Source organism: Planctobacterium marinum (assembly GCF_020687805.1).
Classification (GTDB): domain Bacteria; phylum Pseudomonadota; class Gammaproteobacteria; order Enterobacterales; family Alteromonadaceae; genus Planctobacterium; species Planctobacterium marinum.
In genome coordinates this window covers 523,141-541,773 of record NZ_JAJEWQ010000004.1, presented here as the reverse complement: position 1 = coordinate 541,773, position 18,633 = coordinate 523,141, and the positions used below count along the sequence as shown (strand labels likewise).

Here is an 18,633-nt window from a genome sequence, read left to right as displayed (position 1 = left end):
AACATGATTAAACCCGACGTTCCGCACAATGAAGCAAAACGGATGGCACTGGTGAATCAGTTACAAATATTGGATACCCGGCCAGACCAGGTTTTGGACGATATCACTGCGGCGGCCCATGCCTATTTCGACGTGCCTATATGCCTGGTAACTATCGTCGATAAGAAGCGCCAGTGGTTTAAATCAAATGTAGGTCTGAATGCCTGCGAAACGACACGCGATGTTTCTTTCTGCGGCCATGCCATTAATCACGACGAGACCTTGTACGTTCCCGATGCCGAAGATGACTATCGCTTCAGATCGAACCCTTTAGTGCTCGGTGAGCCTCATATTCGTTTTTATGCCGGTGCCCCCCTTATTTTACAGCCCGATTTACGCGTCGGCACCTTGTGTATCATCGACCGGGTACCAAGAGAGCTCAGCGATGAACAACTGGCGGTTTTGCGCGATTTTGCCGACCAGGTGCAATCCTTTATGCTTTCTCTGTCAGAACATCAGGAAACCCGCTAACTGAGAAAAATTTTACTACCTGAAATACTCGACGATAATGAAAACAGCGACTCAGGAAATTGAGTAATGACTAAAGTACGAGGACACCGGATTGGATTTTAACAGGCGCTCGATAATTCCGTTTTTATTTACGATTACACTGGTTTTTACCAGTTTTTTCGTGTTGGAATACCACAATCTGAACCGCGCTGCTAACCTGGCCTTTCAGACGATATGGTTCTCACCGGATGACAACCTGACTGCTTCGTTTGTGATCGCCACTGATTCACCGACCATGTCCGTTCAGCCCGGCGACGACGACGCACCAGAGCAGCAACTCAAGCAATTGATAAATAGTCCGGCATCGAGAATATTTTGGTTGCTGCCAGATAGTCCATTGGCGGAATCCAGTGCACGTTTACTGGAACATCCCAAAGTCTATTCGGTTAAGATCCCGCAACGCAGTTTTTCCACAGACGGACAACGCATATATGTGCAAAACAGTGACTGGACACCCAGTGCAGGCTACCTTATATCTCCGTATCAAACCAACGGCACAGCCATCACTATTCCCCGCAGAATAAACCAGTTTAACTCCCCCACGGCGGCGCTTTATCCGGCGTTTTCAGATGCAACCGAAGATCTGTTGATAGATTTTGCCAGGGTAGCCTTAAACTCTGCCATTGTCACTCCTGAACTGTTTGCGCAACCCGAACTGCTGGACCGTATGCTGGCAGGCAAAGACGTCTATTATATAGCTGATTTTAATCTGATGGATGCAACCATTTGGGTGCCCTACAACAACTCATCCCTTGGCTGGCATCCGGTGCAGTATCAGGCTGCCGCTTTACATGCCTACGAAAACCAACTGTACAAAACAGAACTGACTATCCGTGACCGTCTGGTGTTGATTGCCGTCGTCATACTGTTAATGGCGCTAGTTTATCTTGCCAGCCCAACTCATCTGAAACGCAGCACTACGGTATTGTATTGTTTGTTACTGCCAGGCATCAGTATACCAATAGCTCAGCTAAGTGGATTGATTGCACCTGTCATGGAGCTTCTAAATTCGTGCCTTATCCTGCTGTTTGCCCTGGAGTGGCGACTCAGACGTTATCGACAGAGTGCCCTCAATAGCTTACAGGAACAGGTGAAAAATGAATTCCGATTGGCCGCATCCGGCGAAGATACAAGCGCGGCGTTTTGGCACAACATAGCCAACATGGTATCCCAGAACCTGCAATTACATCGTTGCATTTTTTTAGAATTGCAAAAAGGAGACTTCAGATTAACAGAGATCTCTGCCATCAATTGCAACCTGGCTGCAATCAATGAAATGCGCAGAGATATACGCCGCGAGCCCTATGAACAGGCAGTCAAAGACAAACAGGCCATCGTCATTGACCGTCCGTTTTTCAAACAAAAACAGGCGGATGAGCAGGAAATTCTGGTGCCGTTTTACAAGGGCACCCATATTTTAGGCTTTTGGGCGCTCACCACTTTTGAACAGGACAATGACCGGCTGAAAATATTGCTGGAACAGGTGAATCAGTTTGCCATCCACATCAGCACACTGCTCAATCTGCAACAACAAGCTAAATCCAGCAGGCAAACCGGACTGATAAGCCGTCGCCGATTCAGCAACAGTGAAAACCAAAGTATTAACTTTATCGCCAAAGGTACGTCTTACTTATTTGAGCAACTGGAATATCAGCGCGGTTTACAGGCCAACCTGGCAACACCGCTGATGGTTTTTGATATTTTTGGCCGCATCACGCTAGAAAACAGTGCAATGCTAAAACTGGCTGAAGAACACCAGTTAAAACCGGAGAATTGCAACGCCTATGAATTTCTCAAAACCCTGCTGCCCATCAGTGACGACAGTGTTAAAAACCTGATCCGCCAAACTACGCTGGAGCAAACGCGCAAAAGAACCCGCTATTTCACTACGATAGGCGAAGGCAAATATGTCGTTGTCGTCTCGTCCTGTCAGTTTGACAGCAGCTCCTTAATGCAAGCGGATTTACATTTGAATCTGAATGGACTGATGGTAGAAATCCTGGATCTGAAAGAAGTTCAGGCATACCTGGACGTTGAGCGCGGCCTGCATGATCACTATATGGTGCACATTAAAAATCACCTGTCGACTCTGCAAATGGGGCTGTTGCAAATTGAACGAAAAGCCAATATGCCGCTGGTGAATGAAATAGCCACCTTTATGAACATCGAATTAAAAACCGCCGCGGACCTGACCCGACGTACGCATTACTTTATGAGCCGCATGTCAGCTAAGAAAGACAGCCACGCTATCCCATTTAATCCGTTGGATATTCTGGAACGACAGATCGCCCATTGCCAGTCACCACAGCAAAACAGCAGCATCTGGCGAGATGTGACATTCGTCAACCGCCTCCCCGCATTTGCCACCATGGGGCTGGGCTCTCCGGAAAACTTTGAACATTTGCTGATACAAGGATTCAGGCTGTTGGCGGATGATGCGATCGCACCAAAGAAAATCCGCATCATCGGCAAACAGCTGGTTAAAAATGATGCTGACATTTTGTATCTGAAAATTGAAAGCGACGGTTATGGTTTACCCAATGAACAACTGGAAAAAATGTACCAACAAAATGCCATCATTGGCGAACAAACCCTGCTGTCAGAATTATTAATGGCGCTGAAATCAGCCAAAGATGCGGGCATTGATTGCCGGTTAAAATCCCGTGTTGGCAGAGGCTATCGGCTTTCTATCCTGATTGAAGGAATTAACCTGAATGACTGATAACAACAAAACGGTATTACTGGTTGAAGACCAACCTATGTTAGCCATGATGACGCAGATGTGGCTCAGCGATCTGGGGCTCACGGTGGTGGTCTCAAACGACGGGCTGATGGCAAAGCGCCTGTTGGAAAGTCAGTCTTTTGATTACATGGTCACTGACCTGGTGATGCCAAACCTGGACGGCGCGGGCCTGCTGGAATGGATGCAGGAAGCGGGTCTGGCAATCCCGACCATCGTCATTTCCGGTATCAACGATGCCCAGGAGCTGGCAAAAATTCGCGCCTATCCTTTTGTTCGCGAAGTGTTGGAAAAGCCGCTGACACCGGAACAACTGCTTGACGCACAAGTGCTGTTAAATGCCTGATTTTCTGCAACTAACCCTGTTCCCGCCCGGTGCGCTGCAAAGCTCTGTGATTACCACGGTGTGGGTGGGTGTTTGTGTGGTGGTTTTTCTCAATGCCCGTTTCGGCACCACATTGGCAGGGTTGGTGGTGCCGGGTTACTTGGTACCTTTGTTTTTTGTTAAACCTGCCAGTGCCATGGTGGTACTGGTTGAGGCCTATATCACTTACGGCCTCGCCTGGCTGCTGGCAAATAAGCTCATGGTCCGCTTTGGCTACTCAGAGATGTTTGGCCGGGATCGCTTTTTCGCACTGATTTTATTATCGGTTTTAGTGCGAATTTGTCTGGATTTTTTCGCCATTCCACTGGCCATCGAGTTCACCGGAGACTGGTTTGGTGAATACGATCTCCGCAATAACCTGCAAAGCTTTGGGTTGATCATCGTCGCACTGATTGCCAATCAAATGTGGATGGGCGGTATCGTCAAGGGCAGCAAATCCCTGTTTCTGTATCTGGGCCTGACCTTCCTGATTATTCAATGGCTGCTAATTCCGTTAACGAATTTCAATATCGGTGGCCTGAATTATATGTATGAAGATCTGGCCACCTCATTATTGTCCAGTCCAAAAGCCTACATCATCCTGTTAACCACCGCCTTTATTGCGTCCCGTATGAACCTGCAATTTGGTTGGGAGTTCAACGGTATTCTTATTCCGGCCCTCCTGGCTTTGCAGTGGTATCAACCCGAAAAATTACTGTTTACCTTTGTTGAAGCGGGTGTCATTTTGTTGTTGGGGTTATTGGCCTTGCGCACACCTTTGTTGCGGGGCATTACATTCGAAGGCGGGCGTCTGCTACTGTTGTTTTTCAACATCGGATTTTTCTACAAAATACTGCTGGGATTTGCCTTAATAGAACTGTTGCCTACGGCCAAAATTTCCGATTATTTTGGCTTTGGCTACATAGTATCTACCTTGCTTGCCATTAAAATCTATCAGAAAAAAATCGCAGTAAAAATGGCGGTCAGCACGCTTTTCATTTCATTTGTGGGTATTGCCCTGGCGACGATTATCGGCTTTGCTCTGACCTTGTGGAGCAATGACGCCGCCCTGCCCCCGGATGCAGAACAGCGTCGCCACCTGAAATACAGTCAACAACAGGTGCGGGATGTTTACGCTGAAATCAGGCCAGTGTCCTTTTTCTCCACTGTGCGCCCAACCGATCCTGGTACTGAACAGGTTCAGGCATTTAACGTATTAATGCAGCTAAGCGCCACACTGTCGCCAGTGCAACTGGATGACCAGCTAAAACAATTGGAAGATTTGGCTAATCAGATTGATGCTGAACTCTGGGTACTTGAAAGCAAGGTACTGCTGCTGCACAAAGAGGGGATTGGGTTTTACGCCATTAGACTTAAACCGGAATCTCAACTGGTGGTTGAAGTCACTCAGGCCAGAGCCGATTTGGGTTCCGCTACCCTGGGCCTGGCATTGTTCGAAAAGCTGCAAAGCCGGGCATTGTTTATCGACCTGTCCTACCAATTGCAAAGTTCCGGGGAATATGTGTTTGATTCCGGTCTGCAAGAGGGGTTTTTCCAGGCTGCACATGAAGCATTCAGCCAACACAATGTGCTGCAAATCCGCGGCGATCTGAAACTCACAGAAAAACGCAAACAACTCAACCGGGCGAGCAGCGAGGCACAAAATAGCCTGCAGGTGCTGCGCTCACTACCCCAGGATATACCACTGGCATTGCTAAACAGCGTTGTCTCAGAGCTGGAAATAACCTGGCTGGACAACAAGGCGTCACCACAATGGCAACATGATCAGTTTGGCATTGCGCAATTAACCCTGAACAACCGGGAAATGCGCAGTGCCCTGGCCCGTATTGAAGTGTACCAAACCGATGCGCGGGAAAACCAGGTGAATAACGTGGAAGGTTATCTCATCTCCTGGTTACTGGAACGCAAAGAATACATCGCTAAAAAAGGCAGTAATGCCTTTCAGATCCCGACGGAAAACGAACTGCTATTCTGGCACCAGGACATACTTTTGCCTTTAATGTCCTGGTTGAAACAATTCAATCAGCAAGGCTGGACGCAGCAAAGCCGTGATGAATTACAACGACTCAACTGGCAGGCCGCCAGTGTCGGTTACGAATTTCGGGTACTGCAACAACCACTGACCGGCAAAGAGTTTTTAATTGTAGAAGAGCAACCCCTGTGGGCAGAATCCAATCAAAGAAAAAACTGGGCTACGTTAGTTATCAATCTGACAGCACAAACCAATTATCTGGTACAGGTGCCCAATCCCTTTTACGATCGCACCAGTTTTGAGTTTGGTGCCGCCCTGTTTAACAAATTACAAAATCGTTTTTTACTACTCTCCGGGACTCACCCCTGGGCAAACCCGGACGGCAGCAGCAACGTGGCCCTGGCCGGGAACCGGCACACTTTGTATCACACAATGTTTATGGCCATTACCAAAGAATTTGAACATCAGGCGCCCACGCCGGTGTTATTGCGCAGTTTTTCCTTTCAGGAATCCCGGCCGTTTCCTCAGGAAATGGCAATGCTCAGCCTGTGGCGCAATATCAACCAATATAGTCCGGGCCAACAAACTCAATTCTTGTTACAGGAACTGCAGGATCTGGGGCTGAGCTATCGTTTCGTCAATGGCGACTTTATCACCTCACCCTATTACCAAAGCACCAGTCAGCAAATCGACTACCTCAATTACTTGGCGTTAGATCAGTATGTCACCATCTGGTTGAGCCCACTGATCAGAGACAGCTTTAAGGCGACCGAAGCCATTAAAATAGAAGAACAACACGCGAGATTACTGGGTCTACCGGTGTTCAGACGGGATATCCGCAGTTTTGGTATCAACCCGAATCCCGACACCTACAATCAGGGTATTCACCCGGCGCTACTCAGCTATGCCAAATCCCGCAATATTCACAGTTTCTATGACGCCTTTGAACAGTTGCACAACGCCCGCCTGGGATACCTGTTAGACAGTTCCACCTTGCAGCAATTTATTTTAATTCTGGACAGCGAAGAGAACATTATTTCCGCCATCAACCTCAATAGCCTGAATCAAAAAACACTGGCCTCCTCATCCCCCGATGCGTTAAGCCGTTTTGTTGAATCCCGCTATCTGTGGTTGACACCCGGTGAGGTACAGCCGCAATGATGAGACTGATAAAGCACCTGATAATGCTGGCAATGGCCATCGCTGCGCTGTGGGTTATTGTGCAAACACTGCTGTCCGACAGCGGATTACAGCGGGTATCGCAACCCATTCCCGACAGTGTAAAACTGGATATCTCCAGAAGCTATATCTTACCGCCGGATACGCACCTGGATTACCGGCTTACCCAGTCACCACAAAAGTTGTGGATTTCCTCTGCGGCCATCCTGTCAGGCGCAGACAATAAAACCGCGCGTTATCCCTATCACCTGAAGGTTCAGGTACTGGACAGTCGTGGCAATATTCTGTTTGAAAACCAGTTCCATCACCATGCGCTGGCCACCCGAAAAGTGGAACTAAAAGCAAACCAACAACTGGTACCAGAGGCATTTTTAAATGATTCCAACGCCCGCCTGGCGGCAATGGAAAATCTGCATATCACCCTGCCTGAAGGTGCGTCCCGGTTGGTCATTTCGCAAATTGTGAAAAGCGACAATATCAAAGAGGTGGCAGTGCGTGCCTATCAGCATGTACAGCGCAGCAGCCGCGTTAAGCCGATAGATTTATGGCAACGATTATCAGTGAAACAAAAAGACAATCTGTTGCAGTACTATCCATTTGACACTGCTTTTTTGAGCGATACCGAGAAAGCCAATCTCGCAGAATATCGCTGGCAACCCTTAGTGCCCAGTGGCGATGAGGATCAGGATTATCAGTCTGTATTAATTTACCGGGTGCCCCTGACGGATATCGCCACCAAAAAGCACCTGCTGAGCCAGTATGAACACCATGCGGATGCCTACAAACAGGTTTCGTTCCCAATAGAGGTTGCCGGACAATATCGCATTGCAGGCGAACACGCGTTTACAGACCGTGCCTTTAAACTACACATGAGTTGGTTTAACCTGGAAGACAGTCTGGAACAAAAACGCAGTTTCACCTATACCGGCAAGCAATTTTCACAGCGCATTGCGTTAAAACCCGGACTGGTGAGCTTTACCTCTTCGGTTCCCCTGTCTCTGGCGTTATTTGCTGAATCCGGTTATGTGCAGGAACACGACCATTTTGCCAATACCGTTATTTTATCCCCGGGCAAACCATTGCGCTTTTCACTGTCTCAGGGTGACAGTGAGCTGACCCCATACAAGGTTCAGGTTCGTGCCTTTGCCGAACAATCACTGTCCACTGGCCCGAATGCCCTTGTTGACGTGCGTGTGCTGACCGACTCACAACAGTTACAACAGCATTCAATACATCCGGAGTTCGTACCGGAGAAAAACAATCAGCTGGCCAATGAAGAATTTTTTAACTGGCTGGGGCAAAAGCAAGAATTGTATTTGCAGGTGAGCAAAGCCGCACAGTTTCTGGAACTGTCCAGCAGCCAACCAGTTTTGGTTTCGGTGTTCACCCGGCTCAGTAATATGCCTTCAATGCGTACTCTTCCGGAAGAAAAAAGAGACTGGTTTGATTATCCGGCAGGTGTCCCTGACTGGTTTGCCATGCGTCCTGATAGTTGGGAGCAGGAAGTTAATCTGGGCAACATCCGACTGCTAAAAAATTATCACGACAGTCTGCTGGACGAACGACCAGAGGTAGATCCCGATGAAACCTATCAGACACTGCTCGATGACTTTAGTACCCTGACACTCAGCGACATCATGGTTGAAAACCCCTACCCGGGACAACCCGTTGCGTTGGAAGAAAATAGTGCATTAAATTTCGCTTCATTGACGACTTTTCCTCACTTTGCATCAGCGGAAAAATTAAGCAAACCCGTTGCCGGGCGACTGTTTTTCAATCGCGACAGTGCCCGACCAGTGCAAATCACCTGGCGCAAAAATGATGTGCCGCAACCCCCTTTCTGGATCGCCGGGCAATGGGGATTAGTGGATGAATCCGTTATGGGCGGCAGCTTAACCGGCACCATAGCGCTGGATGCCCCGGATGTACAATGGTGGCGAAATGGATTACCGCGACAGGCCAGCCAATGGCAACAACGCAGGGCCTTGCTGGTGACAAGTGGCGACACCGTACAACTGAACAACACCAAGCAATCTACCCAGGAAATGTTGTCCTTTGTACTATATCAAACCACACCGGAGCCGGTGATACTGGATATTGAAATACAGGATGCCAGTCGAAATCCGAACATCAACACAGCGCATACTCTGCTAAAACGCCGATATCAGATAAATGCCACTGAGCGCTACAACGGTTATCAGTTATCAGGGAAACGTACCATAATCGGTCGACAAACCTTTTCTCTGTTGCTGGATGAGGATATCAGCAACAGTGCACACCGCATTCAATTGTCCCATCAGCAGGGTGATGAAGTTTATGTTTCGATCGTCAAGCGGGTAATTCAGCCTACGCCTATCATCGAACGTTACCGCAACGAGTTGGAGCACTAATGTACAAAATATTGTTAGTCATTTTATGCTGCTCAATGTTCCCGGTTCACGCTGTCGAACTGAGTGAAGAAGCCTTTACGCAAGTCAAAAACGATATCATGGCGCTGTACACCGGTACGCCGGCATCCGGACTGACATACCTGCAAAGCCAGCAAACCGAAGGCAAACTGCATCTTCACACCCGCAATGCACGGCAAGGCGAACTCTGGATACACCTGCCCTTAAAGCAGGAAGATATTCGCCTGTTGCAGATACCCCATGCGTTTTTTGATCTGCACACGAAAACCATCGGTGAAACCTGGTTTGCTCTGCCGGCGTACCACAGTCACCGGCCCGATATCATGATGCAAAACACAGAACACCGTCACGAAACTGAAAACAGCGACATGTCACGAATACAACACTCTTTATTCACTGCGGTTGTTGCGGCCTTTATGGACCTGGATAAATCCGTTGCCGTTATTCAGTTACACGGCTTTAATCCGGCAACCCGCAAATCCGACAGCGGTGCCGCCAGTGATTTTATCATCAGCAATGGGACTGATGTCCCGTCGCCAGGCTTTCTGACCATGCAAAGCTGTTTACGCGATAATATGGGGCTGTTGGCACGGGTCTATGGCCGGGATGTATTCGAATTAGGTGCCACTATCAATCCCGTGGGAAAACTCATCCGCAGTGTCTCCCCCAACAAGGTAAGCTTTTTGCATATTGAGATGTCAACGCCCCTACGTCAGGCTTTTGTCGCCAATGAACTACCGGAAGAAATCATTTCGTGTTTATTAAATTAAAGACAATGTTAATTCTGTGTGCATCACTATTGCTGGTGCGGCCCGCGCTCGCGCAAAATTTGCCAGAGCAACAGGTAGTCAACTGGGAAAAAATAACGCTCCGGGACGGTCTGTTTACTGAAGCGCAACAACATATTCCTTTTAGTAGCCCAACATTCACGCTGGAAACGCAACATAGCGTTAAGGTGCTGTTGCCCGCCGAACGCCACTTTTACCTGCAGTTTCATGACGATGAAAACCAAAAAATTACGCCTGAGCGCTTCCGTACAGAAGCTGAGCTAGAGATAAATCAGGTCTCGCTGTTACTGTCTGACACTCCAGGTATCAGCCAGCAAATTACCTTAACGCCGGTCAGCGCGCTGTTACCTGCGGTCAGTTATGACCGTGTTTTACAGATAACCAATGCCCAAAACAGCGATCTGAATATCGCGGTTTTCAGCGGTCAGCAAAAAGCCCTGAGGGACTTTGCTCCTTTGTCCTGGCTCTCTCCAACGGAGGCAGACAGTAAACGCTTTAAACGCACCGATAATCGCAGCGATGACTTTTTTCAGAGTCAACAGGCCGGGACCGTAGCCGTTGCAGCCGAGCAGGAGTACTGGCTGGAGTCTCTGCAACCCACCAGTCAGCAATGGCAAAACAGCGCCGTTGAGTTTTTGCAAATTCAGCCTCACCTGGGCCAGGCTCAGATAGCACCGATATTTAGCAACCACTCTGCGAAAACCGCATTTGTACCGGAAACAGAAACAGTTAAAGTCATGACAAGCACTCAGTTTAGTGCCACCGAAGATGACGAGGTAAGCCTCAAATCCACCGCTCCCACCTGGATGCGGGTTCAGTCGATGCAGGCAGACTGGTTATTCGATGCCAATTATCAGACTCTGAGCGTCCCGGCTGTAACCCGTAAAAAACAGGAAAGCGCCCTGCATGCAGACTGGCACAAACAGTCCTCCCCGGCGTTAAGCGATACCCTTATACTGAACAGCATGGCTCATCAGGCAACGAATCGCTGGTTGGCCGAAAAGACCCTGACCGCTTCTGCTTCCGGGGGATTCAGGGAACAACAAATCCAGGCTGAAACACGCCGCTGGGATTTTGCCGGTGAAACCCGACAACACCCAGATTTAGCCGCATCCCAAATCCATATCGCACAGCACAAGACCCCGAACAGCTTTTCCCTGCTGAGTCAGCAAAGCCCCTTGTCCTTCTCGGTAGCACACGACCAGGCCAGCAATCGCATAGCCATAGAAATGCTGACCCAAGACCACCAGGACGCCATTATCAAAGTACTGCTGGATAATCAGCATTACACTACACTGAATACGTTTACCGATCCTGAACTGCAAGCCTATGTGCGCAATACCACATGGCAAACTCAGCAAGCCAGGGCAACTGACACAGCCTATATAGCCAGGCAAACCCTGTATCTGCCAGCGGGTTGGAAAACCCTGACGTTAGTCACTGAACACAACGATGTGCCGGTGCGCATTCGGTATCAAATTCGGCGCACGCCCGAACTGGACCGCCCCCAGTGGCAAGCCCTGTTAGCACTGCCCGCCGCAGAGCAGGTAACACAACTGGCCCATCATCCCCTATGGCAGGAATATCAACACTATCAAGCGGTGAAAGGGCTTGAATTTAACGGTGATGATGTGCCGGACATGTGGCAAGCCTGGCTGCAACAGCAACGCATAACCAGCGCCATATTAGATCACCCGGTGATCAACTCCATGCCAGAAAGCAGGCGCATTCAAAAAGCGCTGCTTTACCCCCGCATGCAGGACTGGTCATTTTGGTCACAGTTGTTCAGTGATCTGCAGTTAGCGGGCTGGCAAACTTATGCTGAAAACCTGCTCACCGCACTGGTGTTGTATCATCCGGACAACGAGGTTCAGGGCTTCGCTATTGCCCGTTTATTAGCCCATTACCAAAGCATAGATAACCTGGCAGAACAAACCAATCTGCTCATCAACGTAATGCAGGGCGCACAGTTTCAGACCGCACTCAGGGAAAGTGCGCGGTTGGCCTTAGCCAGACTTTATTTAACCCTGAACAAACCCGACTACACGCTGTTTACCCTGCTCAGTGCCAAAGACAGCGACAGGAAACAACTGTTGACAGACACTGCCCTGTTTCGACTCCATCCGACAACAGACAAAAAGGCCACAGTCGACGCCCCAACGAACATACCAGGCGACAGGCACATCCGGTCAGCGGCGCAAGATTTTATCTCCCATATACGCAGCCAGGCAGTGATTCAACTGCATAATGTTGAACTGAATGTGCCCCAAAAAAATTACCTGGTTACCCCGGATAATCCCTTAGAAATCAGCCTTTCTGCGGCAACCAAATTACATTTTACTGCCCGGCAATGGTTTGCTGAATTCCACGGTAATGATGACTGGTTAAGTATTTCCCAACATCAGCAGCACTACAAATTGCCCCTAAACAACAGCGACTATCGCAGCAGCACCTTGCGCCACCCCGAAGCCAGCGTAGGTGCCGGCCACAAATTTGCCGTTGCAGTGGCCAAAGCCGGAGTACTGACGATTCGTCCGCTACAGCACCCTGTTGTGATCAATATCCAGCAATCACTCTCTGAAACCCAAACCACCTTTCACACCGACAGCTGTGTCAGAGACAATACCCGGTCACAAAACCAGCATTGGTGGTATACGGTCGACGAGCCGAAATTTGAATGTGCCTATTGGCAGTCTGTACCGGCCGAAATTGCAGAGTTTGCCGTCACGGCCAGTTATCTGCCCAGTCTGACGGAGCAACACCGCAAGTTGCTGAATCAGCTGTACCAGTTTGAACGCGAAGCAACACAAAACCAGTTAAATCAGATTAACCAGCAGGCAGCACAACTGAGTGATTCCGCCTTTGTACACATGCTTCTCAGACGCGCCAACAAATATGCCAGTTGGGTAGCATTAAACTTTCCAACCCAGACTAAAAAGTTCACGTTCTACAGCACCAGCACCAATGAACCTCTGTCGCCGGAAGCAATCCGGGGTCGTCTGTTATATACCCCGTATCAGCCGGACTGGGAAAAGCTGGCCACCCAAAGCACCCTGAATTACGAATTGCTCACCAAACCGGGTGAAGAATACCGATTATTGGTTCAGTCGCAGCAACACCTGTTTCAACGGGATGCAACCAGTCGCGTGCTGATCACCTTGAATGGGCAAGCACACAGCACGCTGCAACTGCGCACCGGTGAGTTAAAAACTCAGTTGCTACCACTGACGCCAGGCAAACATACCCTGTCACTGTCTGCCGATTACCTTTCCGGACAAAATGCTATCATCGCAAAACTGCAATTCAGAAACGCTCAAGGCGACTGGCAGGAACAGCCTCAAGATCTGCGGTTACGTCTTTTTCAGGCAGATCAACGCGAACCCTTTCAGATTTTCTTGCCCGAGGCAAGCTGGTTGAGAATCGACAGCTTTGATCAGAATGGCCTGGCCAGACATCAATTTGTACAGGCGCAGCAGGGCATGTTTAGCTGGTTTGATGAAGACCCGGCGTACCTGGGCCATCGGGTTTTACAGTTGAAACTGCAAAATGCCGCTGACAACGGGTTGACCTCTGAAGTGCTGCCATTGGATCTATATCCATCGCCGGAATTACGCGGTGTGCAGATTATTGCCAGTAATAAACTGCGCAGCACAGATACCCGTAAAGACTACACCTGGGGGCTGGAAGGTGCGATCACACAGCAACGCTCTCCCAGTGAAGATGATGCACAAAATAACCGTTATCAACAACTTCGCCTGTTCTTTCGCGACCAGGATGTTACCGGCCGATATTTTTATGGCAGTGAACTGGCGGTACGTCGCTATCAGTCTGACCTGCAGGAAAGTCTGCACGCCAGATTTGACTGGTGGGATACCCAATGGTTAGACAATATCGCGCTGCAGTTGGGATTGTCGGTCAATGCACAACAAGGTTATCAGGACAACGACTGGGGTTGGTCTGCCAGAGTATCGACCGATGCTCACTGGCAATATGTGCTCAACCGGCGCTTATACAATCGTGTAAGCCTGGGCGTGTTTGCTAATATTCTGGATACTGACCGGCTGCCGGAGCAATATGCCAGCGCGGTTTACAGCCAATATAAACTGGACCACAAATACGGATTTACCCTGGCGGAAAATCTACGCTATAAGTGGTATCACGATGTTGAAAGTTGGGCAGATCTGAAAGCCACCAGCAATGAACTGTCAGACAGTCAGCTAATCGATAATATTGCCCTGACTCTGGGCTCGCGGATCTACTATCAGGGGGTCGCTGTGGACATTGGCTGGCGCTGGCAAAAGTATTTCGACGATTCAGATCGCAACGACAAAGAACTCAATCAACGTCTGGGAGCCGGTCTTGAATGGTTTAGCTGGCAATCAGACAACCACTTGCGGCTGCGTCTGGGGTATGAGCGCAACCTGAGCGACAAGGAAAACTACTGGTCGCTACAACTCAGCTATATCGAGTCAGGACACCGGGGAGTGTCTGATTACCTGCCGCAATCGCTGGCCTTTTCCAGTCTGCGTGAACAAGAAGGTCTGCTTCATGCGCTGGACAGGCAGGCTAACGAACAAGAGCAACAATGATCATGAGCGCCAAAGCCAGACTGTCTGAATTCAATGGCATTTTAGAAACCGGACTAAGCCCGTTCTGGCAGAAAATTTACGCCAGGTATATCGGGCAACTCAGCCAGCTTTGGTATCAACAGGCTGACGCTGGCAATGCCGCCGATTCAGCTGAAAACCTAAAGTTGGCAATAGGTATCCTGACGCAGACACTACAGGACATCGAACAACGCCTGAACTCGCTGCGCAATCGCTATCGTATTTTTAACACCGAAATCAGTCAGGAAGCGGTAAAAGCCAATCGCGATGAATTGCTGCTGGAATTTTGCCGCTACCTGGGAGACAGCAATTTATCCGGTGATCGCCGAGCGCTTTCTCGCTGGCTGGATGAAGACGCCATAAGCGAGCGCTGGCAAAGTCGTATTAAAGATCAGGAATTTTATGCCAGCTTTATCATGGGCAGAATTGCCGCGTTGTTTGATTTATTAGCATTTTCAGACAGTGATATTGATCTGCTGGCCTACTGGCAACGCTTAAAAATAGAAAATCTGCTTACGCCCTGGATACGATACGGTTTTGAGCCGAAAGTGCAGTTAGCAGCGTTTAAATACCTGAGCAGTATTCTGGTGTCAATTCACGCCCAGGACTCACACCTACTCAGTTCTGAGTTATTGCGCTACACCTACCGGTTTTCGCTGGATGCCAAACAGCAACCAGAATTACAGGTTGAGGCGCTGAATCTGCTGGCCGTAGCTGACCTGAACAAGGCCATCAACCTGATCCAAACCCGGCTGAACCGCGAAGAAGAGCGGGACCAAATTTTCTTTCGGGAAGCTATCGCAGATATTATTTCGCTGCACTACCTCAACAAACCTGAAATATTTCAGTTAAACCAGCAGCTAATTGTCGACCCCAGCCCAACCGTGCGTCAAAGCGTGATCCGAACCCTGACCTTGTGTGACGACGAGAAACAGGTGATGACTATCGTCGCCAGACTACTTCAGGACAAAAGCGACGCCGTATACTGTTACCTGGTAACCCAGTTGCCTTTTATTCAACACCTGCGTATTAGTCTGGCGTTGTTAACCCGGGAACTGCACAAAGACCACAGTGAATTGCGCATTCAGGCGCTGTTGCGGGCCATAGTCAGTTGGCACCATCAATACGCCACCAACGCATCGGATAAACAAACCGTCGCCCTGCGCGGTATGGAGGAATTATCACAGTTAGCGCAACGCCATAGTTCCCCACGTATTCAGTATCTGGCTATCGAGGCCAGAGAAAAAGTCTGGGCCAGCCTGCAAACAGACTTAGGAAAATTATTGCGGCCTCTACTGAACAAGAACGCGGAACAACGTATTGCCCTGGACAAATCCCAGCAAGCAGCGCTGGCCAGTGAGCAGGGTAAACGCTGGTTAGCTGCGCATATCGGCCACGGTTTCAACATTCAGATCAAAGACCGGCATTTGCAAATTGGCGAAGCCATGCGCTTCCGGTTTTGGCGTTTCTGGCACGAATTATTTCATCCGGCCACCGATAAACGTCAACATCACAGTCACCTCAAAGGTCGACATTACGACAGCCGGCACATTATCCCGTCCGCCAGACTGGCAGAAGTCAGCCAGACCACCGTGCCAGGTGAACCACTGCACATGGACAAAGAAGGCCACTGGCGGCCGTTTCTGCCACTTGTCGATCAATTGATTTCAGCCTTGCAAAATGGCGGCAGAGGCAAGAGCACCTTGCTCTATCACGCCGCCGGTAAAACGGAGATTTTTCCGCCCAAAGGGTTGCTCAACAACCTGAAAGCGAGATTCATGCTGAGTTTTCGTTTCAGCTACTACGCCCGCTTGCGCAACGTCGATTACGATGCGGATGCTCCCGGCGTCTATATCCGGGCATTAGAAAAGCTGGGCTTTAATATTCATTGCAATGGTCATTTGGCAGAAGGTTCCGACACCCCTCTGCCTCCTGCCCCGGCAGTGGCTCGATTTTTTGATCTGGCAGTCCCCCTCACGGTGGTGCAGTTCTATCAGGATTTCCAACGTTATTTTGTCTCTGTGTACCAGAACACCATTCAACATATCCTGATCTTTTGCCTGGTAATGATGGCAATTTTCTGGGGCAGTCACAGTTGGTTAAGCCAACGGGTAAAACAAGCCCGCAAGCAGATCCCAATGACAATTGGCGGTTGGGGAACGCGTGGAAAGTCCGGGACTGAGCGGCTGAAGGCGGCGCTGGTTAATTCGGTTGGCCTGGCAACGGTATCAAAAACCACAGGCTGTGAAGCCATGTTTTTGTACGCCACCCGCTATGGCAAACTGCAGGAAATGTTTTTGTTTCGCCCCTATGATAAAGCCACCATCTGGGAGCAGACTTTTGTCACCCGCTTAGCGGCAAAATTAAAATCCGATGTAATGTGCTGGGAATGTATGGGTCTGACGCCCCGCTATATCGATATTCTGCAGGGACAATGGATGCAAGACGATATGGTCACAATCACCAATTGTTTCCCCGACCATGAAGATCTGCAGGGCCCCGCCGGCATCGACGTGCCGCAGGTTATCGCCAGGTTCATTGCGCCAAAATCCAAAGTCTGGACCACCGAAGAAAACATGCTGGCCTATCTGGAGCGGGAAGCACAGCAAAAGCAGGCGAAACTCACACAGGTGGACTGGCTGGATATTGCCACCATACCCGAGGATCTGTTGGCCCGCTTTCCCTATGAGGAGCATCCCGCCAACATAGCCCTGGTGGCAAAAATGGCGGCAGACATGCAATTAACCCGCACGATGGCCATCAAGGAGATGGCCGATCGCGTTGTGCCTGATATCGGTGTCCTGCAGGTATTCCCTTATACCAGGGTAATGGGTCGAAATATGCGTTTTATCAATGGCATGTCTGCCAATGAACGCTACGGTGCGGTGACCAACTGGAAACGGCTGGGCTACGACAATATTGAGCGCCAGTTAAACGGTGATTTTAATCTGGTTACCGTCATCAACAACCGGGCCGACCGGGCGCCCCGCTCCAAAGTATTCGCGCGCCTGATTGCCCGTGAGTTCCCGGCTCACCGACACTTTGTTATTGGCAATAACCTGAATGGTTTTCATATGTTCGCCATGGAAGCCTGGCAGGAACGCTTAGACGAAGCACTAACCAGTGAACTCAGTCGCAGTGAATTTCGTGCTCACTGCGAGGCATTAATGCACTTTTTGTTACTGCCTCAAACCGAGCAGCAACTGCGCCAGTACATAGACAAACTATGGCAGGGTACAGTGCAGCTGCCGGAGGATTTCAAAGAGCTAAAAGCCGTGATTGAAAAGGCATTGCCGGAGCAATTAGATGCTTACAGCCAAACCTATCTGGTGACGCTACTGACGCAGTTCCAGCAAGGCCAGCAGCTATTGCAGGAAGACAGTAAAAAGGTAAATGACGACACCATCGAAAACGCCCATCAATTTTTTAACCTGATGTTTCAACACAAGCTCTGTTTGCTGGAGGATTACTATATTACCGGGGATCAGTTAAATAAAACGATCGCCAGTTCGGTTCCTGCGGGCATCAATACCGATATTTTAGGGCTGCAGAACATCAAAGGACCAGGCCTGGATTTTGTGTATAGTTGGCAGCAGTGGCAGAAGGTTTCCACCTTGCTGAACAAACTCAATGATGAATTTGGCGAGGAGTTTGAGCAGGCAATAACTGACCTGGCAGCCATGCCGGTTTTTACCTGCCTGGACCAACAAGGGGTCGAATCCAGCCTTGAAACAATCAGCGTGGAAAGTCGTAGCCTGCAGGAAGAGGCGCGCTTTGCCATTGACAAAATTAACGCCAACCTGGATAAACTGGCGGCGAAACAACAAAACCAGAACTCATCCGGTCGCCTACTGAAGCCCCTGTATGCCATTGCAGAGGAGGTGATAGACGTATTTGACGCCATTCGCCGCGGCAGAAAGGCGAAACAAATATTGAAAGATCTGGCTACTCAGCGAATAAGCCTGAATAAGGCCGCCTGGTTGCTGATGACTATCAATAAACGTC

Annotated in this window: 8 protein-coding genes; all 8 read left to right on the top strand. The window is 49.5% G+C overall.

The genetic code is table 11. The features are described from left to right. Positions 1–3: 3 nt before the first annotated feature. Positions 4–510 (top strand): GAF domain-containing protein, encoded by a 507-nt coding sequence (locus tag LJ740_RS15850; RefSeq protein ID WP_229530084.1) that lies wholly within the window; start codon positions 4–6, stop codon positions 508–510. Between the two features lie 91 nt (positions 511–601). Next, positions 602–3,271 (top strand): hypothetical protein, encoded by a 2,670-nt coding sequence (locus tag LJ740_RS15845; protein WP_229530083.1) that lies wholly within the window; start codon positions 602–604, stop codon positions 3,269–3,271. After that, positions 3,264–3,635, top strand: a complete 372-nt coding sequence (locus LJ740_RS15840) for a response regulator (RefSeq protein WP_229530082.1) — start codon at positions 3,264–3,266, stop codon at positions 3,633–3,635. Before LJ740_RS15845 ends, LJ740_RS15840 begins: the two co-directional genes overlap by 8 nt. Continuing rightward, positions 3,628–6,807, top strand: coding sequence for a poly-gamma-glutamate biosynthesis protein PgsC/CapC (locus tag LJ740_RS15835; protein WP_229530081.1), 3,180 nt, complete (start codon positions 3,628–3,630; stop codon positions 6,805–6,807). Before LJ740_RS15840 ends, LJ740_RS15835 begins: the two co-directional genes overlap by 8 nt. Beyond that, entirely contained in the window at positions 6,804–9,215 is a 2,412-nt protein-coding gene (locus LJ740_RS15830) for a hypothetical protein (RefSeq protein WP_229530080.1), read from the top strand. The genes LJ740_RS15835 and LJ740_RS15830 overlap by 4 nt, the downstream gene beginning before the upstream one ends. Further along, complete coding sequence (locus LJ740_RS15825; protein ID WP_229530079.1) at positions 9,215–10,003, top strand: hypothetical protein; 789 nt, start codon at positions 9,215–9,217, stop codon at positions 10,001–10,003. The genes LJ740_RS15830 and LJ740_RS15825 overlap by 1 nt, the downstream gene beginning before the upstream one ends. After that, a complete protein-coding gene (locus LJ740_RS15820; RefSeq protein WP_229530078.1) occupies positions 9,988–14,610 on the top strand; it encodes a hypothetical protein in 4,623 nt (1,540 codons plus the stop codon). The genes LJ740_RS15825 and LJ740_RS15820 overlap by 16 nt, the downstream gene beginning before the upstream one ends. Continuing rightward, positions 14,607–18,633, top strand: a 4,027-nt coding sequence (locus LJ740_RS15815) for a hypothetical protein (RefSeq protein ID WP_229530077.1), incomplete at its 3' end; no start/stop codon positions are given. The genes LJ740_RS15820 and LJ740_RS15815, both read left to right, overlap by 4 nt.